Below are 26,140 nucleotides of genomic sequence, written 5' to 3'. Positions count from 1 at the left end.
CGCGGGGAAGGTCGGGATGTCCTGGCTGTACCTGTCAAATCCGTGTGCGTTTTCTTACTACCGTTGCACACGGTGCTGCGGGCGCAGCCGGCGCCCGGCCTTCTCCGCGCCCTCTTTTCGAAGAGGGGGCAACAGAGATGCAAAACCTCGGGCAGATCGTGCCGCGGGAACGAGAGCGCATGTTTCACCGTCATTGCGAGGAGCGAAGCGACGAAGCAATCCATCGCTCCGCGAGCGTATTGATGGATTGCTTCGCTTCGCTCGCAATGACGGAAGTGGGCAGCACGCAGGCCCGCCCTACATCTTCCTCGCCAGCTCCGGCGCCATCGCCTTGGCGGCTTCCGTGGTCCGTGCGGCGTAGGCGCGCAGGCGCGGCAGGATGTCCTCGACGCGTTCGGCTTTCAGCACATCGACCTCGAGGTTGGGCCGGATGAATTGGGCTTGCCGCATATGGGCGAGAAGCGACAGCAGCGGCTCCCAGAAGCCGTCGACGTTGGCGAGCAGGATCGGCTTGGCGTGGCGGCCGAGCTGCTGCCAGGTCATCATCTCCACCAGCTCCTCCAGCGTGCCGACGCCGCCGGGCAGCGCGACGAAGGCGTCCGAGCGCTCGAACATCAGCCGCTTGCGCTCGTGCATGTCGGGCGTGACGATCATCTCCTGCACGCTCGTCAGCGCATTCTCGCGCGCGCGCAGGAAGTCCGGGATGATGCCGGTTACGGCACCGCCATGTTCGAGCGCGGATTTGGCGATAGCGCCCATCAGGCCGACCGAGCCGCCACCATAGACGAGGCGGATGTTGCTCTCTGCGAATATCTTGCCGAGCGCTTGTGCGGTTTCGACGTAGCGGTGGTTTACACCTGGGCCGGAGCCGCAATAGACACAAACAGTCTTGATTTGGTTCATCTTCATCTAAAGCATGTGGCACTGCACAGCGGGAGCGTCAAGCTTATCGGATTCGCCGGGCCAGGAGAATTTCCCCGCAAATCCCCGGAATCGCGAAAGAATTGCCGGCGAGGAGGCTGTACGCGACAGCCAAAGCCTCTATATGACAGGCAACATGCAGCCAGATGAACGAAGACCCGCGGTTCGGGGCAGGCACTGATCGATGGCCCACCCGCATTCGCAAGCCCAAGCGCCAGCGACCGAACCTGCCGCGACCTCGCCCGACAAGGCGACCCTGGCCGGGACGCTGGTGCATCTGTGGCCCTACATCTGGCCGCACGACCGCAACGACCTGAAGATGCGCGTTGTCTGGTCGATGGTGCTGCTGCTCGTCGCCAAGCTCGCCACGCTCTCGGTGCCCTTCACCTTCAAATGGGCGATCGATGCGCTGACCGGCGCCAACACCGCGCCGGTGGAATCTTCCAACTGGATGCTGTGGCTGATCGCCTCGCCCTTGCTGATGACGCTGGGCTATGGCGGCGTGCGCGTGCTGATGGCGCTCTTGACGCAATGGCGCGATGGTCTGTTCGCCCGCGTCGCCATGCATGCGGTGAGGAAGCTCGCCTACATCACCTTCGTCCATATGCACGAGCTCTCGCTGCGCTTCCATCTCGAGCGCAAGACCGGCGGATTGACGCGGATTCTCGAGCGCGGCCGTTCCGGCATCGAGGTGATCGTGCGCATGGTGATCCTGCAGCTGATCCCGACGCTGGTCGAGGTCACGCTGATGTTCGGCGTGCTGTTCTGGCAGTTCGACTGGCGCTACGTGCTGGTGACCGCGATCATGGTCGGCGCCTACATGTACTACACCTATATCGCGACCGAGTGGCGGATCGAGATCCGCCGCAAGATGAACGATTCCGACACGGAAGCGAACACCAAGGCGATCGACTCGCTGCTCAACTACGAGACGGTGAAATATTTCGGTGCGGAGGAGCGTGAGGCCCGGCGCTACGACCGTTCGATGGAGCGCTACGAGGAAGCGAGCATCCGTACCTACACGTCGCTGGCCGTGCTCAATGCCGGGCAGGCGGTGATCTTCACGGTCGGATTGACCGTGACCATGATCATGTGCGCGTTCGGCATCCGCAACGGCACCCATACCGTCGGCGACTTCGTGATGATCAACGCCATGATGATCCAGCTCTACGTTCCCCTGAACTTCATGGGCATGGTCTATCGCGAGATCAAGCAGGCCATCATCGACATCGAGAAGATGTTCAACGTCCTGCAGCGCGACCCCGAGATCAGGGACTTGCCCGGTGCGAAGCCGCTTGTGGTGACGTCGGGCAATGTGCGCTTCGAGGACGTGCGCTTTGCCTACGAGGCGGACCGGGCGATCCTGAAAGGCCTCAGCTTCGAGGTGCCGGCCGGCAAGACGGTGGCGATCGTCGGCCCCTCCGGCGCCGGCAAGTCCACGATTTCGCGGCTGCTGTTCCGCCTCTACGACGTCTCCGGCGGCAGGATCCTTATCGACGGGCAGGACATCAAGGGCGTGACGCAGAGTTCGCTGCGCGCGGCGATCGGCATGGTGCCGCAGGACACCGTGCTGTTCAACGACACCATCCGCTACAACATCCGTTATGGACGCTGGGACGCCGGCGACGCCGAAGTGGAGGAGGCGGCACGGCTGGCGCAGATCGACGGCTTCATCAAGGCTTCGCCCAGGGGCTACGAGACCCAGGTCGGCGAGCGCGGCCTGAAACTATCCGGCGGCGAGAAGCAGCGTGTGGCAATTGCGCGCACGGTGCTGAAGGCGCCGCCGATCCTGGTGCTGGACGAGGCGACCTCGGCGCTCGACAGCCACACCGAGGCCGAGATCCAGGGCGCGCTGGAGCGCGTCTCGCAGAACCGCACCTCGCTGGTGATCGCGCACCGTCTCTCCACCATCGTCGCCGCCGACGAGATCATCGTGCTCGACCAGGGCAGGATCGCCGAGCGCGGAACCCATGCGCAGCTTTTGGCTTCCGGCGGGCTTTATGCCAGTATGTGGAACCGGCAGCGCGAGGCGGAGGAAGCGCGCGAAAAGCTCGCGCAGATCGACGACGAAAGCGAGGCGCCGAACCGCGCGCCACCGCCGGTCGACGATCCGCGCGACGATCCCATCGCCAGCGCTGCGGAGTGAGTTCTCGACCGCTCTCTCAGAACGAGGGCGGGCATACGATAGCGTTTTCGAGCGAAGTGGGTACCGGTTCGCGTTAAGAAAACGCGTCAAACCAATGAGTCAGTGAGAAGCAATGTCCATCAGCAATTCCATCCGCGCGCAGATCCCGCCGATCCATCCCGAAGGCTATCCGTTCATCGGCGGCTTTGCATTGGCGAGCCTGATCCTGTTCTGGATCTGGACACCGCTGGGCTGGATCGGCACGGTGCTGACCGTCTGGTGCACGCTGTTCTTCCGCGATCCCGTGCGCGTCACGCCGGTGCGCGAAGGCGTCGTGGTATCGCCGGCCGACGGCCGCGTCTCCATGATCACGCAGGTGCTGCCCCCCGCCGAGCTCGGGCTCGGCGACAAGCCGCTGACGCGCGTTTCCGTGTTCATGAGCGTGTTCAACTGCCATGTGAACCGCGCCCCCGTGACGGGCCGGATCGAGCGCATCGTCTACCGGCCCGGCGTCTTCATCAATGCCGAGCTCGACAAGGCCAGTGAGGACAATGAGCGCAATTCGCTGGTGATCGGCACGGCGCAGGGCCGCATCGGCGTGGTGCAGATCGCAGGGCTGGTGGCGCGGCGCATCGTCTGCTTTTCCAAGGAAGGGCAGGCGATCGGGGCCGGGGAGCGGTTCGGCCTGATCCGCTTCGGCTCGCGGCTCGACGTCTATCTTCCCGACGGCACCAAGCCGCTGGTTTCGGTAGGCCAGACCGCGATCGCCGGCGAGACCATCCTGGCGGATTTCCGGCTCGGCGATAACGGGCTCGGCTTCCGTGCCAATTAACCATCGGTAATTGTGGACTTTGCCGCTGATACAGCCGATGGCGGAGGGCCCGCCCACTTGCTATATTCGAGGAATGGTGCCGCTCGATTACAAAACCCCTGAAGGACGTCGCCGCCGCTTTCGCCCGATCCCGGTGCGCATGCTGGTGCCGAACGTCATCACGCTGCTGGCGATCTGCGCCGGCCTGACCGCGATCCGTCTTGCCATCGAAGGCAAGATGGAGTGGGCGGTCGCGGCCATCGTGTTCGCCGCCGTGCTCGACGGCATCGACGGCCGCGTCGCACGCATGATCAAGGGGCAGTCGAAGTTCGGCGCCGAGCTCGACTCGCTGGCCGACTTCGTCAATTTCGGCGTCGTGCCCGGCCTGCTCCTGTATTTCTGGCAGTTGCACGAATTGGGCAATGGCGGCTGGATCGCGGCCATGGTGTTTGCAATCTCGGGCGGCCTGCGGCTCGCGCGGTTCAACGCCAGCATCGACGATCCCAACAAGCCGCCCTATGCCGCGAATTTTTTCACCGGCGTGCCCGCGCCGGCCGGCGCGGTCACCGCGCTGTTGCCGCTCTATCTCGGCTTCCTCGGCGTCGGCAAGCCGCCGGCGACGTTGACCGCAGGCTATACGCTGCTGATCGCGATCCTGATGGTGTCGCGCCTGCCGGTGTTCTCCGGCAAGCAGGTGCGCATGCGCGTGGCGCCGGAAATGGTGCTGCCGCTGTTCGTGTCGGTGATCTTCTTCATCGCGCTTCTGATCGGCTATCCCTGGTACGTCCTCTCCATCGGCTCGGCGCTCTATCTCCTGAGCCTTCCTCTGGGCTGGAAGTCCTACAAGAATCAGGAGCGCGCCGCCGCGGCGGCTGCGGCTCAGGCCGCGCCGGCAGGCGAGGCAACTTCCGCCGGCCCGACGCAGACCTTCGCTGCGCCGGTCTCCGACAATCCGCCCGACGATCGTCCGGAGCGGTTGCACTAGAGGAGCGAGGTATTTCCCCTCATCCTGAGAGGCTGTGAATCTTTCGATTCCGGCAATTTTCGACATGAGTCAAATCAAAGACTTAGAGTCGTCGAAAATCGCGAAAGTCGAATAGGTTCACATTCTCTGAGGAGCCGCGAAGCGGCGTCTCGACGGATGAAGGCCCACGCGGGCCATCATGGTTCGAGACGCGCGTGCCGCGCTCCTCACCATGAGGGTCTGACACAAATAGCAGCCATGAGCGCAGCCGAGTTGGGTTCACCCCCGATCTCGGCTATGACCGTGGCTGCACGAGCCCGCGACCAACGCCGGCCGAGACCAGGAGAGAAATGCCGTGACCCAGTCCGCCCCGCCGCCCGCATCGGTCCTCGAAGCGCTGGGTCGCTACGACACCCCGACCATCTGCAATGCGATGGAGATCGTGGCGCCGGAGCGTCGGCTGATCGGCTACACGACCAAACCGCTTGTCTGCCCGTTTCCGAACCTGCCGCCGATGGTCGGCTATGCCCGCACGGTGACCATCCGCTCGGTGCTGAAATCCGGTCTGCCCGCGGATGAGCAGGCCAAACGCCGCATCGCCTATTACGAATATGTCGGCACCGGCTTCGGCCCGCGCATCACCGTGATCCAGGACATCGACGGCGCCGACGTCGGCTATGGTGCGTTCTGGGGCGAGGTGCAGAGCAACGTGCACAAGGCGCTCGGCTGTCTCGGCGTCATCACCGATGGCTCGATCCGCGACATCCCGCAATGGGCGCCGGGCTTCCAGGCGCTGGCCGGCTCGATCGGCCCGTCCCACGCCTGGGTGCATGCCGAAAATTTCGGCGGCGAGGTCCGCGTCGCCGGCATGACCGTGAAATCCGACGACCTGATCCATGCCGACCAGCATGGCGCCATCGTCATCCCCTACGACGTCGCCGCCAAGCTGCCGGACGCCTGCGAGCTCTGCGGCCGCCGCGAGACGCCGATTCTGGAGATCGCGCGAGCCAAGGACTTTTCGCTGGAGAAACTGAAAGAGGCGCTGAAGCGTTCGGCGGAGATCCATTGATCGCAGGTCCTTCGCGATGGAGATGAAAGGCAAGACCGTCTTCATCACCGGTTCGACCGACGGCGTCGGCCGCCATGTCGCGACGCAGCTTGCCGGCCAGGGCGCCAGGGTGCTGCTCCACGGCCGCGACCCGGCGCGCGCGAACGCGGTAATCGAGGACATCGAGAGCGCCGGCGGGGTGACGCCGACGTTCCATCAAGCCGACCTGTCGTCGCTGGCGGAGACCCGAAACCTCGCCGAGCGCGTGCTCGCCGACTGCGACCGGCTCGACGTCTTCGTCAGCAATGCCGGCATCGGCTCGCAGAACGAGGGACCGCAGCGGCAGGTCAGCCGCGACGGGCACGAGTTGCGCTTTGCGGTGAATTATCTTGCCGGATTCCTGCTGGCGAACCTGCTGCTGCCGCGCCTGAAGGCGAGCGCGCCGTCCCGTATCGTCAATGTCGCCTCGCTCGGCCAGCATCCGATCGATTTTGACGACGTCATGATCACCAGGAACTACAGCGGCAGCCGCGCCTATGCGCAGAGCAAGCTGGCGCAGATCATGTTCACCACCGATCTCGCCGAGGAACTGCGCGGCAGCGGCGTCACTGTCAATTCGCTGCATCCGGCGACCTACATGAACACCACCATGGTGCGCGCCGGCGGCATCGCGCCGATGTCGACGGTGGAGCAGGGCTGCGCGGCGATCCTGCACCTCGTCAGTGGCGACGATGTCGCTGGCAGGAGCGGCCTGTTCTTCAACGGCATGAACGAGATGAAGGCGAACGCCCAGGCCTTTGACGCCGAGGCGCGGGCCAGGCTGAGGGCGCTGAGCTGCCGATTGACGGGGCTGTCCGGAGGGTGAGCGGCTTATTCAAACTTCACGCCCAGCCGCTTGGTCTCGCGGCGGATGACGCGGCATTTGCGCGCGAAGTCGTCGGCGCGCACCACGAGGGTGAATTCGGCGGGAACGCCGACCACGCTCTCGACCTCGAGGGCAGCGCCCGTATCCGAAAGATTACGGATGACGCAGTCGATCCCGCCGCCGCGAAACTCGATCGTGCCGGCCTTGAGCACCCGCTTGCGCTGGGAGGCGCGCTTCTCGTCCATCCGCGGAAAACCCCGTTGCGGACCGCCAAGCCGGCAGGATGATCCTGATTTTCCGGTTTGAAAAGTTCGATCTCGCCCGATCGCTGCGATAACCACCGGATTCGGCCACGCATGCGGCGCAGTTGATTATGGTTAGTAGATGGTTGAGATCGCAACCTTCGCTGCGGCGCTTGCGCCTCGCCGGCGCGGCGAAAGCGCTTAACCTTTACGCGTCTTTAATGGCGAAGCCATAGGGTCGGTCCGTGCGGCCGAGTTCGGGCCGCAACGCCGTCCAGGACAGGCGGCGGGTTCGCGTACGCGTTGGAGTCGAGAATGGATATCAACACAACGGTCGGCCTGGTCGCGGGCTTTATTGTCATTGCGACGCTGATCCTGATGGGCGGCGACTTCCGGATGTTCTACGACATCCACGCCGTCATCATCATCTTCGGCGGATCGATCGCGGCCACCTTGATCCGCTTCCCGATCGGCTCGATGCTTCACGGCCTTCCGCTGGGTGCCAAGTTCGCTTTCACCATGAGCCGGCTGTCGGCCCGCGACCTCGTCGACGAGCTCGCCCGCATCGCCGAGATCGCCCGCAAGCAGGGACCGGTGGGCCTGGAAAAGGTCGAGACCGACGAGCCGTTCCTCGCCAAGGGCATCCGCTACGTCGCCGACGGCTACGACCTCGAATTCATCCGCGACAATCTCGAGCGCGACCGCGACAACTTCCTGATGCATCTCGACGAGGGCAGCAAGATCTACCGCGCCATCGGCGACTGCGCTCCGGCCTTCGGCATGATCGGCACGCTGATCGGCATGGTGCAGATGTTCGCCAACATGACCGATCCCTCCAAGCTCGGTCCGTTCATGGCCGTTGCGCTGCTCGCCACCCTCTACGGCGCGCTGGTCGCCAACCTGTTCTGCCTGCCGATTGCCGACAAGCTGCACGGCAAGCTGCTGGACGAGGAGACCAACCGCACCCTGATCATCGACGGCATCCTGATGATCCGCGATTCCAAGAGCCCGGCGCTGGTCCGGGAGATGCTGCTGGCCTACCTGCCGGAGAAGCATCGCAACGAGGAAGGCGAGCCGGTGCCGGCCTGATCGGGCGGGCAGGGGCGGTCCGGAAGATAGCCAATGGCCAAGAAGAAGCGCGGCGATGCACATGGCGGAGGGCACGGCTGGTTCGTGACCTTCGCCGACCTGATGGGGCTGTTGATGAGCTTTTTCGTGATGCTCGTCGCCTTCTCCAACCAGGACCAGCAGAAGCTGAAAATCGTCGCCGGCTCGATGCGCGAGGCGTTCGGCGTGCAGACGGAGTCGCGCTACTCCGGCATCATCGAATCCGACGGCTTGCCGACGCGGCCGAAGCTGAAGAACACCGACCACATTCCGCCGGAAGAGTCCTCCAGCACGCCGACGCCGGACGAGAAGTCGCGCCAGCGCACCCAGGGCGCCAAGCTGAAGATCGACCGCGAATTCGCGCTCGCCTCGGCCTCGCTGCGGCAGGCGCTGCAGGATCTGCCGGAACTGACGGAAATGTCCAAGCACATCATGTTCGAGGAGACCAAGCAGGGGCTCAACCTCGAGATCGTCGACCAGGACGGCCGCTCGATGTTTGCCGACGGCTCCAAGGTGCCGTTCGACCGCACGCGCCGGTTGATCCAGAAGCTGGCGGCGCCGCTGAAGGCGACCCCGCTGCGCCTGTCCATCACCGGCCATACCGCCGCGGGCTTCGTGCCGTCGCGCAGCGACTACGGTGCGTTCGATCTCTCCGCCGACCGCGCCAATGCCGTGCGCCAGATCCTCGAGCGCGAGGGGCTGCCGGCCTCGCACATCTTCACGGTTTCCGGCAAGGCGGACAGCCAGCCACTGTTTCCAGACGATCCGACGCTCCCGGCCAACCGCCGTGTGACCATCACCCTGATGCGCGAAGATCCGCCCCTCCCGCCGGATCTCAAGCCATAAATCCCGGTACGCTACGATAATACCAGTTGCGCGGCGAGGCGAAGTTCGCTTTATGTCGCATCCCCGCGCGACCGGCAGTGCTATGGTCCGCGGACGAGAGTGGATCGAAACATCGGATTCAAGCGTTCCCCAACCGACATGACCGCGAGCGTAACATCCGCCGAGTCCCAGGAGGGACCGGTCACATCCAGCTTTTGGGGGCTGACGCTCGGCAGTATCGGCGTCGTCTATGGCGACATCGGGACTTCGCCCCTCTACGCCTTCCGTGAAGCGGTCGCGGGTGCGGCGGGCCACGGCCAACCGGCGACGCGCGCCATCGTGCTCGGCGTGCTCTCGCTGATCCTGTGGGCGCTGCTGACCGTCGTCACCGCCAAATACGTGCTGCTGCTGCGCGCCGACAACAACGGCGAGGGCGGCACGCTTTCGCTGATGGCGCTCGGCCAGCGCGCGCTCGGGCGGCGCAGCTGGGTGCTGCTGGCGCTGGGGGTGCTCGGCGCCTCCATGTTCATCGGCGATTCAATGATCACGCCGGCGATCTCGGTGCTGTCTGCGATGGAAGGTCTGAAGCTCGCGGCGCCGGCGCTGGAGCACTACGTGGTTCCGCTGACCGTGTTCATCCTGGTCGTGCTGTTCTCGGTGCAGTCGAGCGGCACCGCGCGCGTCGCCTCCGCCTTCGGCCCGGTCATGGTGGTGTGGTTTACGGTGCTCGCGGTGACCGGCGTCATCCATATCAGCGACGATCCGTCGGTCCTGCTCGCGATCAATCCGCTGTACGGAATCGAGTTCCTGCTGACCCACGGCACCATCGGCCTGGTCACGCTGGGCGCCGTGTTCCTCGCAGTGACCGGCGGTGAGGCGCTCTATGCCGACCTCGGCCACTTCGGCCGCAAGCCGATCCAGACAGCCTGGGTGTTTTTCGTGCTGCCGGCGCTCCTGATCAACTATTTCGGGCAGGGTGCACTCGTCCTGGCCAATCCCGGCGCGATCGAGAACTCGTTCTATCGCATGGTGCCGGAAATGCTGGTGTTGCCGCTGGTGGCGCTGGCGACCGCCGCGACCGTGATCGCGAGCCAGGCCGTCATCACGGGCGCCTATTCGCTGGTCCGGCAAGCGGTGCAGCTCGGTCTCCTGCCGCGCTTCGAGGTCCGCTACACCTCCGAGTCCCATGCCGGGCAAATTTACCTGCCGCGCGTCAACCGGCTGCTGCTGATCGGCGTGCTGCTCCTGGTGCTGCTGTTCCGGACCACGAGCGGGCTGGCTTCGGCGTACGGCATCGCTGTTTCCACCACCATGGTGTGTGACGGCATCATGGGTTTCGTGGTGATCTGGAAGTTGTGGAACTTCCGAGCCGCCGCTGCGGCTGCACTGATCGTGCCATTCGTCGTCGTCGACCTCAGCTTCTTTTCCGCCAACCTCCTGAAGCTGTTCGAGGGCGCATGGGTGCCGCTGCTGTTCGGCGCCGTGATGGCGCTGATGATCTGGACCTGGCGCCGTGGCGCTGCCATTCTGGTCGCAAAGACGCGCCGGATCGAGGTGCCGCTCACCGATCTCATCAAGAGCCTGGAGAAGCGGCCGCCGCACATCGTCAAGGGCACCGCGGTGTTTCTCACCAGCGACCCGTCCTTCGTGCCGACGGCGCTGTTGCACAATCTCAAGCACAACAAGGTGTTGCACGAGCACAACGTGATCCTGACCATCGAGACGGCGCAGACGCCGCGCGTCGATCCCGCCGAACGGGTCAAGATGGAAACGATCAGCGACAAGTTCGCCACCGTCAGGCTGCGCTTCGGCTTCATGGAATCGCCGAACGTGCCGAAGGCCCTTGTGATCGCGCGCAAGCTCGGCTGGCAGTTCGACATCATGGCGACGTCGTTCTTCGTCTCGCGCCGCTCGCTGAAACCGTCGGCGCAGTCCGGCATGCCGCAATGGCAGGACCACCTGTTCATCGCCATGAGCCGGTCGGCGAACGATGCGACCGACTACTTCCAGATCCCTACCGGGCGGGTGGTTGAAGTTGGAACCCAGGTAACTATCTGATTATAATAGCGGATTCTGCGTATAAGCGCCGCATAAATATATGCGCTATTGCATGACTGGAACCTGAATCCGGCCTAACCCATGCGTTGAGGGCAGAGTATAGCCGCTGCGGCATTGCTTTTGTGCAGTGAACAATCGAGGCGCTCTTCATGACATCCGAGACGACGGCCACCGCGGCGGCAACGCCCGCGGCCAATGGACATGGCGAAACGCATCCCCCGGCGAGCTTCGCCGCGCTGACGCTGGGTGCGATCGGCGTGGTCTATGGCGACATCGGAACGAGCCCGCTGTATGCGCTGCGCGAGTCGGTGGTGGCGGCGGTCGGCGCCAACAATCCGGCCAGCGAACAGGTCGTGCTCGGCATCCTGTCCCTGATCATCTGGGCGCTGATCCTGGTGGTGACCGTCAAGTACATCGTCATCCTGCTGCGCGCGGACAACAACGGGGAGGGCGGAACGCTCGCGCTGATGGCGCTCGCCAATCGCGCGGTCGGCGGCAGTGCAGTCCTGCTGCTGCTCGGCATTATCAGCGGCGCGCTGTTCTATGGTGATGCCATCATCACGCCGGCACTGTCGGTGCTGTCCGCGATCGAGGGCTTGAAGCTCGCGACGCCGGCTCTTGAGCCCTATGTGGTCCCATTGACCGCGTTGATCCTCGTTGCGCTATTTGCCGCACAGTCGCGCGGCACGGCGAAGGTGGCCGCATTCTTCGGACCGATCACGCTGATCTGGTTCATCGCGCTCGTAGCCGCAGGCATACCCCATATCGTGCAGAATCCCAGGGTGCTCCTGGCGTTCAATCCCCTCCACGGCATGAGTTTTCTGCTGACACATGGTGTGGTTGGATTCATCACGCTCGGCGCCGTCTTCCTCGTCGTCACCGGCGCCGAGGCGCTCTATGCCGATCTCGGTCATTTCGGCAAACGGCCGATCCGCGCCGCCTGGCTCTGCGTGGCGCTACCGGCACTGACCATCAACTATCTCGGTCAGGGAGCTCTCGTGCTTGCCGACCCCAAGGCAATCGAGAATCCGTTCTTCCTGCTGTATCCGGAATGGGCTCTGTTGCCGATGATTGCGCTCGCGACCGCGGCAACCGTGATCGCAAGCCAAGCGGTCATCACCGGCGCCTATTCCATTACGCAACAGGCGATCCAGCTCGGACTGTTTCCTCGCCTGGAAATCCGGCATACCTCGGAGTTGATCGGGCAAATTTACATGCCGAAGGTCAATACGCTGCTTCTGATCGGCGTGCTGCTCCTCGTCGGGCTATTCCGCTCGTCAAGTGCGCTCGCCTCGGCCTACGGCATCGCCGTTACCGGAACGATGGTCGTCACCGCCATGATGGCCTTCGTGGTGATCTGGAAGGTCTGGCGCTGGTCGATGGTAGCAGCCGCAGTGATCATCGCGCCGCTGCTTGCGCTCGATCTCACCTTCCTTTCCGCGAACCTGCTCAAGGTGTTCGAGGGCGGCTGGGTGCCGCTGGCGCTCGGTTCAGTCGTGATGCTTCTGATGTACACTTGGCGGCGCGGCAGCCGGCTCTTGTTCGAGAAGTCGCGCAAGCTGGAGTTTCCGCTGGCCGACCTGGTGGCGATGCTGGAGAAGCGTCCGCCGCAGCGCGTTCCCGGCACCGCAGTATTCCTGACCAGCGATCCCCAGAGCGCGCCGACCGCGCTGATGCACAGCCTCAAGCACTACAAGGTGCTGCACGAAAAGAATGTCATTCTCACCATCGAGACCGTGCCGACGCCGCGGATCGACGATTCCGAGCGGGTGCGGCTCGAGGAGATCAGTGCGACCTTCTCCAAGGTGACGCTGCGCTTCGGCTTCATGGAATCGCCCAACGTGCCCAAAGCGCTGGCGATCGCGCGAAAACTCGGCTGGCAGTTCGACATCATGTCGACCTCCTTCTTTCTGTCGCGCCGGGCGCTGAAGCCGGCCGCTCATTCCGGCATGCCACGCTGGCAGGACCATTTGTTCATTGGGCTGAGCCGCTCGGCCAACGATGCCACCGACTATTTCCAGATCCCGACGGGGCGGGTGGTGGAGGTCGGAACGCAGGTCACGATTTAGATTCAAGACCGCTTTTAAGCCGTTGCGGTGCTTGATTTTTCGCCCGCGAGGGGCGACTTTGGCCGCCGATTTGACGGGGCGCGCGCGTCCCGAACGGGCTCTCAGGAGGATGTGGCGTGGCCGATCAGGTGCAGGATTTGACACCGCAGGAGGTGTCGATGGGGATGGAGGAGGGCCGTTTTCTCCTCGTCGATGTCCGCGAGCCCAATGAGGTCGCGACCGAGGCCTATCCGGGCGGCGTGGTCGTGCCGCTGTCGACCTTCGATCCGGCCGCTATTCCGGACCCGGAGGGAAAGCAGGTGGTGTTCGCCTGCCGCTCCGGAAAGCGCTCGGTGACGGCCTCGCTGGCGGCGCAGGCGGCGGGGCTTCCCTACGACAAGCATCTAGCCGGCGGCATTCTGGGCTGGAAGGCCGCGGGGCTGCCGACCAGGGTCGGCGGCTGACCTTCGATGCTCAGTCTGAACAAGGTCTTTGGCGACCTTCCCGTCACCATCTTCGAGGCGATGTCGCAGCTCGCGCGCGACAACAATGCCATCAATCTCGGCCAGGGGTTTCCCGACCATCCCGGTCCGGAGGATATCCGCAAAGCCGCCGCCGATGCCTCGGTGAACGGCTACAACCAGTACCCGTCGATGATGGGCATCCCGGAGCTTCGCCAGGCCATCGCCTCGCATTACGGGCATTGGCACGGGCTAAGGCTCGACCCCATGACCGAGGTCATGGTGACCTCCGGGGGCACCGAGGCGCTGACCGCCTCGATCCTCGCCGTGGTCGAGCCTGGCGACGAAGTCATCGTGTTCCAGCCGGTCTACGATTCCTACCTGCCGATCATCCGCCAGGCCGGCGGCATTCCGCGCCTGTTGCGGCTCGAGCCGCCGGACTGGCGGCTGAACGAGGACATGCTCAGGAGCGTCTTCAACCCGAAGACCAAGGCGGTGCTGTTCAACAACCCGCTCAACCCGGCCGCCGTGGTCTATCCGCGCGAGGATCTCGAGCTGCTGGCGCGGTTCTGCCAGGAGTTCGACAGCATCGCAATCTGCGACGAGGTCTGGGAACACGTCGTGTTCGATGGACGCGAGCACATCCCGCTGATCACCATTCCGGGCATGCGCGATCGAACCATCAAGGTCGGCAGCGCCGGCAAGATTTTTTCGCTGACCGGCTGGAAGGTCGGCTTCGTCTGCGCCGCGCCGCCGCTGCTCCGCGTAGCTGCCAAGGTGCACCAGTTCCTGACTTTCACGACGGCGCCGAATCTTCAGGCAGCCGTGGCCTATGGGCTTGGCAAGCCAGACGCGTATTTCCACGACATGCGCAAGGATCTGGCGCGGAGCCGCGACCGTCTGACCAAGGGACTGGAGAGCATCGGCTTTCCCGTGCTGAAATCTCAGGGTACCTATTTCCTGACCGTCGATCTTTCGCCGCTTGGCCTCAACGAGACCGACGAGGCGTTCTGCCGGCGCATCGTCAACGACTACAAGGTGGCGGCGATCCCGGTATCGGCGTTCTACGAGCAGGACGCGGTGACCTCGGTGGTGCGGTTCTGCTTTGCCAAACAGGACGCCACGCTGGATACGGCGCTGGAGCGCCTGGCCGATGCGGTGCATCGGCAAAGGGGATCGCGATGATGAAGATAGCAGGTCTTGCGGCAGCAGCAGCGTTATTGCTCTCGCTTGCCCCTGCTGCGGCGCAGGACCGCGTCGTCAACTTCTACAACTGGTCGAACTACATGGCGCCGGGAGTCCTCGAGGACTTCACCAGGCAAACCGGCATCAAGGTCGTCTACGACACGTTCGATGCCAATGAGACGCTGGAGACGCGCCTGCTCGCGGGCAAATCCGGCTACGACGTCGTCGTGCCCACCGGCTACTTCCTGCAGCGACAGATCACGGCAAAGGTGTTTCTCAAGCTCGACAAGTCGAAGCTGCCCAACCTCGCCAACGCCTGGCCGGTGGTGAGCCAGCAGCTTGCGACTTACGACCCCGGCAACAATTACGGCGCCAACTACATGTGGGGCACCACCGGCGTCGGCTACAACGCCAAGGTGGCCGAGAAAATCCTCGGCCCCGGCGTCAAGATCGACAGCTGGGACATCGTGTTCAAGCCGGAGAACCTGTCCAAATTCAAGGACTGCGGCATCCATATGCTGGACTCCGCCGACGACATCCTCCCGGCCGCGTTGAGCTATCTCGGCCTCGATCCGAACTCGACCAGGCAGGCGGACCTCGAAAAGGCTGCCGAGCTCGTCGGCAAGGTCCGCCCCTTCGTGCGCAAGTTCCACTCCTCCGAATATCTCGGCGCGCTGGCATCGGGTGAAATCTGCTTCGTGGTCGGCTGGTCCGGCGACGTGATGCAGGCGCGCAGCCGCGCCGAGGAAGCCAGGAACGGCATCGAGATCGGCTACACCATCCCGAAGGAGGGCGCGCAGATGTTCTTCGACAATCTCGCGATCCCGTCGGACGCGAAGAACGTCGCGGAAGCCCATGCGCTGATCGACTATCTCTACCGGCCGGACGTGGCGGCGAAGAATTCGAACTTCCTATCCTATGCCAACGGCAACCTGGCCAGCCAGAAGCTGATCGACGCCAAGATCCTGAGCGACGGGAACATCTATCCGGACGGGGCGATGCAGAAGAAGCTGTTCGTCATCACCGCGCGTGACCCGGCCACGCAGCGCATCATCAACCGGCTGTGGACGAAGGTGAAGACGGGCAGGTGACGCCGAAGGCGTCACCCGCAGCCGTCATTGCGAGGAGCGATAGCGACGACCCTTCTACGCTTGCTGCGCAAGCTTCGCAGGGCTGGGAGTCCGGCGAAGCGATCTTCGCGAAGCCGGAAGCAATCCATGGCGCGCCGAGCCGAGGGATGGATTGCTTAGCTTCGCTCGCAATGACGAACGGAAACTCCGTCGCTGACTCACCGCCACCTTCTGTGCAGCCACAGCCACTGGTCCGGATATTCGCGCACCCAGCTTTCGACCACTGACGTGACGGCCTGCATGGTGCCCTGGATGTCGATCTGGCCGGAGGCGTCGCGCACCGGCTTCACTTCCTCCGACAATTCCGCCCGGAAGCGGTGGTTGGGCAGGCGGATGATGCGCACGCCGTGGATCGGGCATTCGACCTGGCGCACCAGCCGCGCCAGCGTGGGGTTGGCCTTGGTCTTGCGGCCGAAGAAGGTGACGTCCACGCCGTTGCCGAACCACTGGTCGACCAGCATCGCGACATGCTGCCCGTTCTGCAGGGCCTGGCCGAGCTTGAACGGCGCGTCGCGGCCGGCCGGGATCAGCGTACCCATCTTGACCCTGCGCGTATTCTCGATCGCGCGGTCGGCAGCCTCGCTGTTCGGCCGGCGGAACAGGATCGCCGCATCGAGCCCGTGGGCCACCGCACCCAGCGCCGGCAGCTCCCAATTGCCGAGATGGCTTGCAAAGAAGATCGCCGGCTTGCCGTCGTCGCGCAGCAGATCGAACAATTCCTTGGAGCGCGGACTGAATTCGATGCGGCTCGGCCGTTCCGGATGATCGGGGTCGTAATCCCAGATGTGGTCGAGATGGGCGAACTCGGCGCCGACGCGGCCGAGGTTGTCCCAGACGCCAGCCAGGATCTTCTCGATCTCCTCCGGCGATTTCTCGGGGAAGGCGGCCTTCAGGTTCTCGCGGCCGATGCGGTCCTCGCGCAGGCGGCGGCCGATGAACAGCGCGGCGCGGCCGAAGAAATCGGCGGTCTTGTCCGGATCGAAAAAGCGCGTCGTGCGCAGAAGTGCGATCGTGATGCCTCCGACCGCGGCTTCGGACAGCGGCTTCAGCGCATCGCGCAAACGCGCCTTGAGGCGAAGTAGGAGCAGGCGGTTCATCGTGGGCCGATGGCGGCGTCGCTCAGGCCGGTTCCCGCGTCAGGATCAGCGAGGCATTCTGCCCGCCGAAACCGAACGAGTTGGACATGACCGCGGTGACCTTGGCATCGCGCGACTTGTTGCCGACCACGTCGAAGGGGATCGCGGGATCCGGATTCTCGTAGTTGAGGGTCGGCGGGATGCGTTGATGCTCGAGCGTCAGCAGCGAAAAGATGGCTTCGACCGCACCGGCCGCCGAGATGGTGTGACCCACCGCGGACTTGTTCGAGGTTACAGGGATCTTGGAGGTGTGCTCGCCGAACACGGCGCTGGTCGCCAGATACTCCATCTTGTCGTTCTCCGGCGTCGAGGTGCCGTGGGCGTTGATGTGGTCGATCTGTTCCGGCGCCATGCCGGCATCGGCCAGCGTCTTCAATACGCAGCCGATTGCCGGTTTGCCGTCGGGCGAAGAGCGGGTGCGGTGGAAGGAATCGGTCAGCTCGCCGCAGCCGGCGACGACGCCGAGGATCTTCGCGCCGCGGGCGACGGCCGCCTCGTAGTTTTCCAGCACCAGCGTGCCGGCGCCTTCCGCCATGACGAAGCCGTCGCGGTTCTTGGAGAACGGCTTTGAGGCCGCTTGCGGTGGGTCGTTCTGGGTCGACAGTGCCGACAGCAGCGAGAAGCGGACTATGGCCTCGGGGTTGACCGAGGCGTCGGTACCCACACACAGCGCCGCATCGGTTTCGCCGCGGCGGATCGCCTCGACGCCGAGCTGGATTGCGGTCGCGCCGGAGGCGCAGGCGGTGGACAACGAGATCGGCGAACCCTTGGTGCCATAAGTCTCGGAGAGACTGTTGGCGACCGAGCCGAACATGAAGCGATGATGGAAATTGGCGAACCGGCTGCCGCCGGAGATGCGCAGGATATCGGGATAGCCGAACTCCTTCAGGCCGACGGCACGCCCGACCTCGAAGCGCTGCGGCCATTCCACCTCGACCGGCGCCACCGCCAGGAACAGCGGACCCGGGAAATCGCCTTTGGCGCCGATGCAGGCCTGGGCGAGGGCTTCATCCGTCGCGATGTGGGCGAGACGCTCGGTGAGAGCGGTCGATGAGTCTGCGGTGACGAAATCGACCGTGCCGGCCATCGTGGTCTTCAGGCCGTCGATCGGAAACCGCGTCACGGTTCGGATGCCGGATTCGCCCGCGGTCAGCTTGTCCCAATTGTCTTTCTTGCCGGCGCCGAGCGAGGTCACGACACCCATGCCGGTGACGACGACGATCGGCCGCCCCAGTTTATCGCGTGGTGCTGACATGTGTCCCCCGTCAATGTCTGGCGCAGGATCCTGCACGAGGCCGGATCGGGCGCATTTCGCCTGGAGCATGATCTTGACGGAAAACCGGCTTCCAGTTTTTCCGGATCATGCCCGCGTTACTTGACCGCTTCGACCAAAGCCAGGCCTTCGCCCTGCCAATGGCCGGCGCCCTCGACGACAATCTGGTTCGGCGAGCCGGCCTTTTCAACCTCGAATCCGCTGGAGTCGTTCGGCGGGAACAGCGCGCCGCGCGAGATCGAGAGCGCCGCGAGCGCGAGGCCCAGCGGAAACTGGGTCTCCAGCGTGTGGCCGAAGATGCTGCCCGTGGCACGCACCGCGTAACCCGGATGCTTCTGCAGGAAGGCCTTCTCTTCCGAAGTTACCGGCTCGACGCCGGTCGCACCGGAAATCAGATAGCCTGTATCGTCGGTGAGACCGAGCTTTGGCCACATCGCTTCCAGCGATCTGGTCACCGCGCCCGGCTGCTTGCGCTGCGCGAGGTCGGCCACCACGCGGCTCAGCCTGGCATAGGGCTTGGCGCCGCGCGCCTCGGCGTGCTCGCGCGATTCCAGCACCAGGAACGCGCCGGCCGAGCCGAGCGCGAAGCCGCCATGCGCCTTGTCGCGCGACCACACGGGAGCGTATTTGCCCGTCAGATTGAAGTCGCCAAATTCATAGAGGATAAGGAGGTCCGGCCGCTCGCCACTATGGGCGGCGCCGACGAGGGCGATGTCGCTCTGTCCGCCCTCGATGCGCGCCAGCGCGATCCGCGCCGCGTCCATCGAAGCTGCTTCCTCGCCCATGAAGGTGCGCGAGGTGCCGCAGACGCCATGCACGATGGCGATGTTGCCGGCAAGCAGGTTGGAGAGCTGCGCCAAAAACAGCGTCGGCCGCAGGTCGTTCATCAGCTTCTCGTTGAGGAAGCCGGGCGCCGAATTGCCCTTGGCATCCGCGTTGAGGATGGCGAGATCGACCGCAATGTCGCGCTCGCCGCCGCCGGCCGCGACGATCATGTCCATGCGGGAGAGGATTTCAGGCTTGCCCTTGACGCCGGCGGAGTCGAGCGCAAGGCCGGCGGCATAAACGCCGATGCGCTGCCACGCCTCCATCTGCCGCTGGTCGCCCTTCTTGGGGATCTGCGCGTCGAACGAAACCGGAGCGAGCGGGTGCACGGGGTAGGGCGCAAAGCGCGCCTCGTCTACGTTGACGCGCCTGGCATTCAGCGCCTCCCAATGCGCATCCAGCCCTTCGCCCAGCGACGACACGATGCCGATGCCGGTGATCCATACTTCCTTGGGCCCGGTCATTGCGCGATTGCCTGCAGCGGAAAGCCGATCTTGTGGGCCATCGCGTCCATGTGCGTGCGAAAAGTGGGATCGGGGAAAGGGGCAAGGCCGAAGGTGATTTCAGCGCTGCATTTCATGTCCTTGCCGATGCGGCCCTTTGCCTTGGTGACGGCGAAACCGGAGCCCTCATGCTCGAGCCTGGCCTCGATCGTCAGCACTTGGCCGGGACTGACGAATCCCCGCATCTTCGCCTCCTTCACAATGGCAAGAAACGGCATGCGCTCGAACTTCAGCACGCCAAGGATCAGCCAGCCGGAGCTCTGCGCCATGGCCTCGGTCAGCAGGACGCCAGGCATGATCGGAAAGCCCGGGAAATGCCCTTCGAAGATGGTATGCTTCTCGGGAACCTGGGCCTCGACCGTGATCGTCTTTTTGTCGAGGTTGAGGTCGACGATGCGATCGATCAGCTGGAAATAATCAAGATTCATGGCCGGCGATTAGGTGGCAACGCCGCCCGCGCTCTTGGCCGCGACCAGTTCGTCGATGCGGTCGGCGAGGTTCTTCAGCACGAAATATTGTTCAGTGGTGGCTTTGCCGTCGTTGACCTCCTGGGTCCACTTCTCCAGCGGCATCTTGATTCCGAACGCCTTGTCGATGGCAAAGGCAATGTCGAGGAAGTCCAGGCTGTCGATTCCCAGATCGTCGATGGCGTGGCTCTCCGGCTTGATCGTGTCGCGCGGAATGTCGCAGGTCTCAGCGATAATGTTGGCGATCTGATCGAATGTTGAAGACATCATTAAGCCTTTGATATACTGGGATAATTCCGATGATGTGGGAGACGTCGAGGACCCGTCGCCCCGGAATGCCCATTTTCCCTGATCCGGAGTCGAGAGCCCGTATAACGGAGCGTGCGCCTTAGTTCAATGGAGCTTGGCCGGTCCTGCCAAGGCGGAATCGGCTGCAAAATCGGGCCGCGGGGGCAGCGCGAAAATCAGCCGCGCGGGATCGAGGAAATTTGGGCGCAATCGCGGCGCCCCATCAGCACGCAATCCTGGGTCTTGCGCAGCTCGGCGATGCTGAGCGCAAGCCAGATGCCGATCGCGGTCAGCGCGACCGTGAAGGCGAATGCGGCGAGGTTGGCCAGCATGCGGTGGCGGAAGTCGTCCGGTTCCTCTCCCTTGCGCTCGTAGTGCGAGAGGTCGGCGGCTTCATGCGCCGCCCGGCCCGGCGGTTGGGCCGAGGTACGAGGCCGGAATTTGACGACGCGATGGTCGTCATCCGGGCTGATGGGCCGCTGGGTTTTCACTGCTGCCGGTCCGAACACGTCTCCCGGCATCGCTTCTAGCACGTGAGGCGCGCGGCTCACAGTGAATGTTGTCGCAACATCGACGCGATCGGCCGGCCGCGCCCGCCATGGCGTGGTGGAACTCCTCGGCGCAGGGCGGCTAGCGCAGCGGCTTCTTCAGGAGCGAGAAGCGGTCGGGATCGAGGCCGAGCGAGGGTTGCAGCATCGGGGCTTCCACCGTGCGCGGCTCCGGCGCGCGCGGTTCGGCCGGGCGCGGTTCATAACGCGGTTCAGGGGCGCGCGGCTCGAACGAGCGCGGCGCCGAGGCAAAGGTCGGATCGTTGGCGACCTCGCGCTGCGAGGTCGCGCCGCGCCAGCGCTCCAGCACGGCACTGACGAAGTGCATGTCGTGGCCGGCGGAGACCGACGGCACAGTGCGGATCGTCGCCTCGCTGCGCGGCAGTTGGTGCGGCGGCACTTCCTTGAAGCGCAGCCGCGTCGGCAGCGCCACGCCTTCGCCGAAGGCCAGCACCTCGCGGGTGCCGAGCGACGGCACGAAGGACAGCAGGTTCGCAGCCGCATCCGAGACCGCCGAGCGCAGCAGCGCCTGGTCGCGGTCGTTGGCAAGGCGCATCGAGAACAGCGTGTTGCACTGGGAGATGATGGTCGCGTCGAGCTCGGCCGGACGCTGGGTGACGAGGCCGAGATAGACACCGTATTTGCGGCCTTCCTTGGCGATGCGCGAGATCGCCTTGCGGGTCGGGCCGAAGCCGATGTTGCGGTCGGCCGAGGCATAGCGATGCGCTTCCTCGCAGATGAAGAGCAGCGGCGAGACGCCGTCGCTCCACAGGCCGAAGTCGAATGCCATGCGGCAGAGCACCGACACGACGCTGTCGACGACTTCCGCCGGGAAGCCGGCGAGCTGCATCACCGTCATCGGCCGGCCGTTGGCCGGCAGGCGGAACAGATGGCTGATCACTTCGGCCATGGTGTCGCCGCCGACGTTGGCATTGTCGAACATGAAGGCGTAGCGCGGATCATTCTTGACCGTGTCGATGCGCGAGATCAGCTTGTGATAGATGATGCGCGAGGAGCGGTTCTCCAGCTTGCCCATGCGCTCGTCGATCAGCGAGACCAGATCCTGCAGCCGGTACGGCACCGGCGTATCGACGGTGAAGCCGACCTGCTTGGGATCGATGCGCTTCAGACCGATGCGATCGGCGTTCTGGTACTGGGTATAGATACCCTTCGCCATCGGAATGACTTCCGCGAGGATGTCGAGCTCTTCGGGCACGCCGGGACGGCCCGCGAACAGCACGTCGACGATTTCCTCGAAATTGAACAGCCAGAACGGCAGTTTCAGGTTGCGCGGGTTGAGCACCAGCGCCTTGTCGCCGAAACAGCGGCCGTATTCGTTGTGCACGTCGAGCAGAAACAGGCGCAGGTTCGGCCGCGCTTTCAGGATTTCGTTGAGCAGCAGCGACACGCCGGTGGACTTGCCGACGCCGGTCGAGCCGAGGATCGCGAAGTGCTTGGACAGCATTTCCTCGACGTCGACATAGGCGATGACGGAACGGTCCTGTTGCAGCGTGCCGACATTGATCTGGTCGGCGCCGCTCGGCGCGTAGACGGTGCGCAGCTCCTGGGCGGTGATGAGGTCGACAGTGTCGCCGATGGTCGGATAGTTGGTGACGCCGCGCTGGAATTTCGGCCGCTCGCCGCCGAGGATTTCGCCGAGCAGGTCGACGCCGGCGCTGGCGACGTATTTGTCCGACGTCGGCACGTCCTCCGTCGTCACGTCGGTGATCATGGCGACGATGGTCGATGAGGCACAGCGGATCGAGATGAAGCGGCCTACCGTGGCGCGCATTTCCGACATGGGCATGTGGCTGGTCGCCAGCAGCCCCACCCGGGCCAGCGAACCGCGCACGGAGATCACACGTCCAAATGATGTCACAGCGATATTTCCGATTAGTTCCAGAGCGATGACGCCGGCATTATCGGGGGCCAGACTGGACAAATTGTTAAGCAGGCGGATTCCGGCCTCCCAAACCGGTCGGCGCGCGCGATCGTCGACGGCTACGATTAACGTTCACTGATCTCCGCACGGGGATTTGCCGCAAAAGGCCCGGCTTTCCGGCGCTTCTCGAGCGCTGGCCCGCGCGTTAACGAGTCGTTCACTATTCGCCGAGCTTGGTGCGACAAGATGCGTGGAACGATCGGGCCTCGCGCACCGGCGATGTTAGCTTGCCCGAAACCTTTAACCCGCCGCTAACCGCAAGTCCTAACGCCACTTCCACCTGTATCGGAGTCGCCGGGCGGCCGCGCCATCGAAATCGTCGACAAGCCCCTGCCGTCGGGCGGATGGGTTGCCACCATCGAGGACATCACCGCGCGCAAGCGTGCCGAGGAGAGGATCGCGCAGCTCGCGCATTACGACGCGCTGACTGAGCTGCCGAACCGAGTGCTGTTCCGCGACGCAGCCTGAAGATACTCCGCTGCTGCATTTGCCCGCGCGCGCAGCGCATGCTCGCGTCATTGACTCGGCTTGGAGCGGCGGCATAGTTTTCCACAAAGCGATCTCGCCGCCGGGCCGTTCCCGGCCAACAAGAAAACGGGCAGGGTGGAACGCGATGATCCGCGGCATCGAGCTTTGAGCGAGACTGCGCGCCCTTCCGCGCTCGCCCCGTTCCGTATCCGGAATTACCGCTTTCAGTGGCCGGCCGATCTGCTCACGTCGTGGGCGTTCGAGATGGAGCAGATCATCCTCGGCTGGTACGTGCTGGTCGAGACCGGATCGGTGCTGCTGCTGACGCTGTACGCCTCGTTCGGATTTGTCGGCACGTTGATCGCACCGATGTTCGGCGTGGTCGGCGACCGCATCGGCCACCGCGACCTGCTTGCCATGATGCGCGCGACCTATGCGGTGCTGGCGGCGGCGCTGCTGACGCTGGTGCTGACCGGCACCTTGAGCCCGCTCTACGTCTTCATCATTGCGATCCTGATGGGTCTGGTCAGGCCGTCCGACCTCGGCGTGCGCGGCGCGCTGGTGGCGACCATCATGCCGCACGATCTCTTGATCGGCGCCATCAGCGTTTCTCGTACCACGATGGACACTGCGCGTATTGCGGGCGCGCTCACCGGCGCCGGATTGTTCGCGGCGCTCGGCATGGGCGTGGCCTACGCCGTGATCGTCTGTCTCTATATCGTGGCCACGCTGCTCACGCTGTGCGTGGTGGCGCCGAAGCAGCATCCGGTGACGGATGCGGCCGGCGACGTGCTGCGCGCCTCGCCCCTGCGCGACCTGAAGGAGGGCGTGGCCTACATATGGACCACGCCGCGGATGCAGGCGGCGATGTGGGTCGCCTTCCTCGTCAACCTGACCGCCTATCCGCTCTCGAACGGCCTGTTGCCCTACATTGCGAAGACGATCTACGGCACCAACCAGACCGGACTGGGCTATCTTTCGGCGAGCTTTGCGATCGGCTCGCTCGCGGGCTCGCTCGGGCTCAGCATGATCGGCGGCGTCCGCGTGGCGCGGCTGATGATCGCCTCGACCGTGGCGTGGTACGCGGCGCTGCTGGTGTTCGTGCAGATGCAGACCGTGCCGACGGCGATCGTCTGCCTGTTGCTGACGGGCTTCTGCCAGAGCCTTGCCATGATCTCGGTCGCCGTGATCCTGATGCGCGCCGCCGGCGAGCATCTTCGCGGCCGGGTGATGGGCGTACGCATGATGGTGATCTATGGCCTGCCGCTCGGGCTGCTCGCCGCCGGCAGCCTGATCGAGGAGATCGGCTTTGCCGCCACGGGCACGCTCTACGCGGCGACGGGACTTGCCATGACGCTGGCGATCCTCGCGCATTGGCGATCGGACCTGTGGCCGGTGCATGCGCCGGCCAATGTGCGGTAGGCGCGGGCGCTAGGGCGCAAGCCGCATCCTGAAGAAAGCCAGCACATCGTCCCGGGCGGCGATCGTCGGCTGGCCGGCCTCGTCGATCAGATGCTGGGTGACGACGCTATGCGGGTAGGGGACGTGGCGGGCGAAGAACGGCGAAACGTCGCCGCCCGCGGCCTCATCCGGCAGCTCGCGGCCGATGAAGCGGTCGCCCAGCGCCGCCGCATAGGCAGCGAAGCGCTCGGCACGGCAGATCTTGTCGCCCTTGAAGCGATAGGCGAGCACGGTGAGGTCCTCGCGGCGGAGCCGCTCGCGTACCGCGGCAAGCTCATCCGGCGCGATCTCGAGGCCCGCGGGCTCGCGCAGCGGCAGCGAGGGTTGCGACAGCACCGGCGCCAGCATGGCCGGCTCCAGCATCATCGTCAGCGCGAAATTGCCGGTGAAGCACATGCCGATGGCGCCCACGCCGGGGCCGCCGCATTCCTCGTGTGCCAGCCGCGCCAGCGCGCGCAGCCATTGCGTCACCGGGCTCGATGCGTTGGCCGCCATGGCCCGGAATTCGGCGCTCATGCAGGCGCGCTGGAACACGCTCGCGCCTTCCTCGGCCTCGGGCACCGCGCCGTCGCGGCCGAACAGGGAGGGCATGTAGACGGTGAAGCCGGCATCGCGCACCCACCGGGCAAAGCGGGCGACATGCGGGCTGATGCCCGGCATCTCCGTCATCACGATCACCGCGGGGCCGTTGCCCGCGGCGTAGACGCGCTTGGCCGCCCCGTTCAGCGTGATGTCGCGGCGGGCGAAATCCTCCAGCGGATCGTCCACGTTCATGCTGCGCGCGGCCATTGCGTTTACTCCATTTGGGTCCATATTATGAACTCAGGCTTATACAGGCTAAATCCAGAAAAGCAACTCAGAAGATGGACGCCATGACCGATGCTCCCGTGATCCGCCGCTCGCCGGTAAAGCCCCGCGACTGCAACCTGGCGCGCAGCTTCGAGCTGATCGGCGACCGCTGGACGCTGTTGATCCTGCGCTCGGCGATGTACGGCGTGCGCCGCTTCGACGATTTCCAGGCCGAGCTCGACGTGCCCCGCAGCGTGCTGAGCGCCCGTCTCGCCGCGCTGGTCGATGCCGGCATCATGGAGAAGCGCGAATATCGCGAGGAGGGGCAGCGCGCGCGCATCGAATATCCGCTGACCAGGATGGGCAGCCAGCTCGGGCTGCCGTTCGTCGCCATGACCGAGTGGGGCGACCGATGGCTCTCCGAGGGCGAGCCGCATTTCGGCCTGCGCTCGCGCGCCAACGGCCAGAAGCTGCGGGTCATGCTGGTCGACGAGCGCGGCAAGCCGGTGAAGCCGCAGGACATCCAGTACGTGGTGGACGACGAGGTGTGGCCGCAAGAAACGCCTGGCCAGGGGCCGGCCAAGCCGCGGCGCAAGTCCGGCTGAGGTGAGTGCGGCTGCTCTGTGCAGCGGTTGCCTTTGCGGCGCTCC

At 64.7% G+C, this 26,140-nt stretch carries 24 protein-coding genes and 1 pseudogene; 15 read left to right on the top strand and 10 right to left on the bottom strand.

Annotated features, from left to right (window positions below; translation table 11 throughout):
* Positions 1-297 precede the first annotated feature (297 nt).
* Entirely contained in the window at positions 298-903 is a 606-nt protein-coding gene (locus tag ACT4OC_RS03250) for an LOG family protein (RefSeq protein ID WP_444837571.1), read from the bottom strand.
* Between the two features lie 202 nt (positions 904-1,105).
* On the opposite strand from ACT4OC_RS03250, the gene ACT4OC_RS03245 reads away from it, so the two are divergent.
* The 5 genes from ACT4OC_RS03245 (at position 1,106) to ACT4OC_RS03225 (ending at position 6,734) form a co-directional block, all read left to right on the top strand.
* Positions 1,106-3,067 (top strand): ABCB family ABC transporter ATP-binding protein/permease, encoded by a 1,962-nt coding sequence (locus ACT4OC_RS03245; RefSeq protein WP_444837568.1) that lies wholly within the window; start codon positions 1,106-1,108, stop codon positions 3,065-3,067.
* Positions 3,068-3,179: 112 nt separating this feature from the next.
* Positions 3,180-3,878: a phosphatidylserine decarboxylase gene (locus ACT4OC_RS03240; RefSeq protein WP_444837567.1), complete on the top strand. Its 699-nt coding sequence runs from the start codon at positions 3,180-3,182 to the stop codon at positions 3,876-3,878.
* 73 nt (positions 3,879-3,951) lie between these two features.
* Complete coding sequence (locus ACT4OC_RS03235) at positions 3,952-4,842, top strand: CDP-alcohol phosphatidyltransferase family protein (RefSeq protein ID WP_444837566.1); 891 nt, start codon at positions 3,952-3,954, stop codon at positions 4,840-4,842.
* A 412-nt stretch (positions 4,843-5,254) separates the two neighbouring features.
* Positions 5,255-5,890 (top strand): RraA family protein, encoded by a 636-nt coding sequence (locus ACT4OC_RS03230; RefSeq protein ID WP_444837570.1) that lies wholly within the window; start codon positions 5,255-5,257, stop codon positions 5,888-5,890.
* 16 nt (positions 5,891-5,906) lie between these two features.
* Complete coding sequence (locus ACT4OC_RS03225) at positions 5,907-6,734, top strand: SDR family NAD(P)-dependent oxidoreductase (protein WP_444837565.1); 828 nt, start codon at positions 5,907-5,909, stop codon at positions 6,732-6,734.
* 5 nt (positions 6,735-6,739) lie between these two features.
* Here ACT4OC_RS03225 and ACT4OC_RS03220 read toward each other — a convergent pair whose 3' ends face one another.
* Positions 6,740-6,979 (bottom strand): PilZ domain-containing protein, encoded by a 240-nt coding sequence (locus ACT4OC_RS03220; RefSeq protein WP_444837564.1) that lies wholly within the window; start codon positions 6,977-6,979, stop codon positions 6,740-6,742.
* 312 nt (positions 6,980-7,291) lie between these two features.
* On the opposite strand from ACT4OC_RS03220, the gene ACT4OC_RS03215 reads away from it, so the two are divergent.
* From ACT4OC_RS03215 to ACT4OC_RS03185, 7 genes are all read left to right on the top strand, one after another.
* The gene (locus ACT4OC_RS03215) at positions 7,292-8,065 is read left to right on the top strand and encodes a motility protein A (protein ID WP_444837563.1); all 774 of its coding nucleotides are present in this window, start codon (positions 7,292-7,294) and stop codon (positions 8,063-8,065) included.
* A gap of 33 nt (positions 8,066-8,098) precedes the next feature.
* Positions 8,099-8,929: a flagellar motor protein MotB gene (locus tag ACT4OC_RS03210; RefSeq protein ID WP_444837562.1), complete on the top strand. Its 831-nt coding sequence runs from the start codon at positions 8,099-8,101 to the stop codon at positions 8,927-8,929.
* Between the two features lie 138 nt (positions 8,930-9,067).
* Entirely contained in the window at positions 9,068-10,966 is a 1,899-nt protein-coding gene (locus ACT4OC_RS03205; RefSeq protein WP_444837561.1) for a potassium transporter Kup, read from the top strand.
* A 149-nt stretch (positions 10,967-11,115) separates the two neighbouring features.
* Positions 11,116-13,035 (top strand): potassium transporter Kup, encoded by a 1,920-nt coding sequence (locus ACT4OC_RS03200; protein WP_444837560.1) that lies wholly within the window; start codon positions 11,116-11,118, stop codon positions 13,033-13,035.
* 116 nt (positions 13,036-13,151) lie between these two features.
* Positions 13,152-13,478 carry a rhodanese-like domain-containing protein gene (locus ACT4OC_RS03195; RefSeq protein ID WP_444837559.1) on the top strand — a complete coding sequence of 109 codons (327 nt, stop codon included), beginning with the start codon at positions 13,152-13,154 and terminating at the stop codon, positions 13,476-13,478.
* A gap of 6 nt (positions 13,479-13,484) precedes the next feature.
* Positions 13,485-14,660: an aminotransferase gene (locus ACT4OC_RS03190; protein ID WP_444837558.1), complete on the top strand. Its 1,176-nt coding sequence runs from the start codon at positions 13,485-13,487 to the stop codon at positions 14,658-14,660.
* Positions 14,657-15,751, top strand: a complete 1,095-nt coding sequence (locus ACT4OC_RS03185) for a polyamine ABC transporter substrate-binding protein (protein WP_444837557.1) — start codon at positions 14,657-14,659, stop codon at positions 15,749-15,751. The genes ACT4OC_RS03190 and ACT4OC_RS03185 overlap by 4 nt, the downstream gene beginning before the upstream one ends.
* Positions 15,752-15,948: 197 nt before the next feature.
* Here ACT4OC_RS03185 and ACT4OC_RS03180 read toward each other — a convergent pair whose 3' ends face one another.
* The 7 genes from ACT4OC_RS03180 to ACT4OC_RS03150 all read right to left on the bottom strand — a co-directional run bounded on the left by ACT4OC_RS03180 (position 15,949) and on the right by ACT4OC_RS03150 (position 22,709).
* Positions 15,949-16,887, bottom strand: a complete 939-nt coding sequence (locus ACT4OC_RS03180) for a lipid A biosynthesis lauroyl acyltransferase (RefSeq protein ID WP_444837556.1) — start codon at positions 16,885-16,887, stop codon at positions 15,949-15,951.
* 22 nt (positions 16,888-16,909) lie between these two features.
* On the bottom strand, positions 16,910-18,181 hold the full coding sequence (locus ACT4OC_RS03175; RefSeq protein ID WP_444837555.1) for a beta-ketoacyl-ACP synthase: 1,272 nt from the start codon (positions 18,179-18,181) through the stop codon (positions 16,910-16,912).
* Between the two features lie 116 nt (positions 18,182-18,297).
* Positions 18,298-19,488, bottom strand: coding sequence for a beta-ketoacyl-ACP synthase (locus tag ACT4OC_RS03170; RefSeq protein WP_444837554.1), 1,191 nt, complete (start codon positions 19,486-19,488; stop codon positions 18,298-18,300).
* Positions 19,485-19,955 (bottom strand): 3-hydroxyacyl-ACP dehydratase FabZ family protein, encoded by a 471-nt coding sequence (locus ACT4OC_RS03165; RefSeq protein WP_444837553.1) that lies wholly within the window; start codon positions 19,953-19,955, stop codon positions 19,485-19,487. Before ACT4OC_RS03165 ends, ACT4OC_RS03170 begins: the two co-directional genes overlap by 4 nt.
* Positions 19,956-19,964: 9 nt before the next feature.
* Positions 19,965-20,261 (bottom strand): acyl carrier protein, encoded by a 297-nt coding sequence (locus tag ACT4OC_RS03160; RefSeq protein WP_444837569.1) that lies wholly within the window; start codon positions 20,259-20,261, stop codon positions 19,965-19,967.
* Positions 20,262-20,458: 197 nt separating this feature from the next.
* Positions 20,459-20,773 carry a hypothetical protein gene (locus tag ACT4OC_RS03155; protein WP_444837552.1) on the bottom strand — a complete coding sequence of 105 codons (315 nt, stop codon included), beginning with the start codon at positions 20,771-20,773 and terminating at the stop codon, positions 20,459-20,461.
* Between the two features lie 139 nt (positions 20,774-20,912).
* The gene (locus ACT4OC_RS03150; protein WP_444837551.1) at positions 20,913-22,709 is read right to left on the bottom strand and encodes an ATP-binding protein; all 1,797 of its coding nucleotides are present in this window, start codon (positions 22,707-22,709) and stop codon (positions 20,913-20,915) included.
* A 345-nt stretch (positions 22,710-23,054) separates the two neighbouring features.
* Between ACT4OC_RS03150 and ACT4OC_RS03145 the strand changes: the two are divergent.
* Together ACT4OC_RS03145 and ACT4OC_RS03140 are read left to right on the top strand one after the other, a co-directional pair.
* Positions 23,055-23,231: pseudogene (locus tag ACT4OC_RS03145) on the top strand (PAS-domain containing protein); the annotation flags it as partial.
* A gap of 174 nt (positions 23,232-23,405) precedes the next feature.
* Positions 23,406-24,662: an MFS transporter gene (locus tag ACT4OC_RS03140; RefSeq protein WP_444837550.1), complete on the top strand. Its 1,257-nt coding sequence runs from the start codon at positions 23,406-23,408 to the stop codon at positions 24,660-24,662.
* Between the two features lie 9 nt (positions 24,663-24,671).
* Here ACT4OC_RS03140 and ACT4OC_RS03135 read toward each other — a convergent pair whose 3' ends face one another.
* Positions 24,672-25,490, bottom strand: a complete 819-nt coding sequence (locus tag ACT4OC_RS03135) for a dienelactone hydrolase family protein (protein WP_444837549.1) — start codon at positions 25,488-25,490, stop codon at positions 24,672-24,674.
* Between the two features lie 83 nt (positions 25,491-25,573).
* On the opposite strand from ACT4OC_RS03135, the gene ACT4OC_RS03130 reads away from it, so the two are divergent.
* Positions 25,574-26,095, top strand: a complete 522-nt coding sequence (locus ACT4OC_RS03130) for a winged helix-turn-helix transcriptional regulator (RefSeq protein ID WP_444837548.1) — start codon at positions 25,574-25,576, stop codon at positions 26,093-26,095.
* The last annotated feature ends 45 nt before the right edge of the window (positions 26,096-26,140 follow it).

This window comes from Bradyrhizobium sp. (genome assembly GCF_052389815.1).
Classification (GTDB): domain Bacteria; phylum Pseudomonadota; class Alphaproteobacteria; order Rhizobiales; family Xanthobacteraceae; genus Bradyrhizobium.
This window is presented reverse-complemented; position numbering and strand designations above follow the sequence as displayed.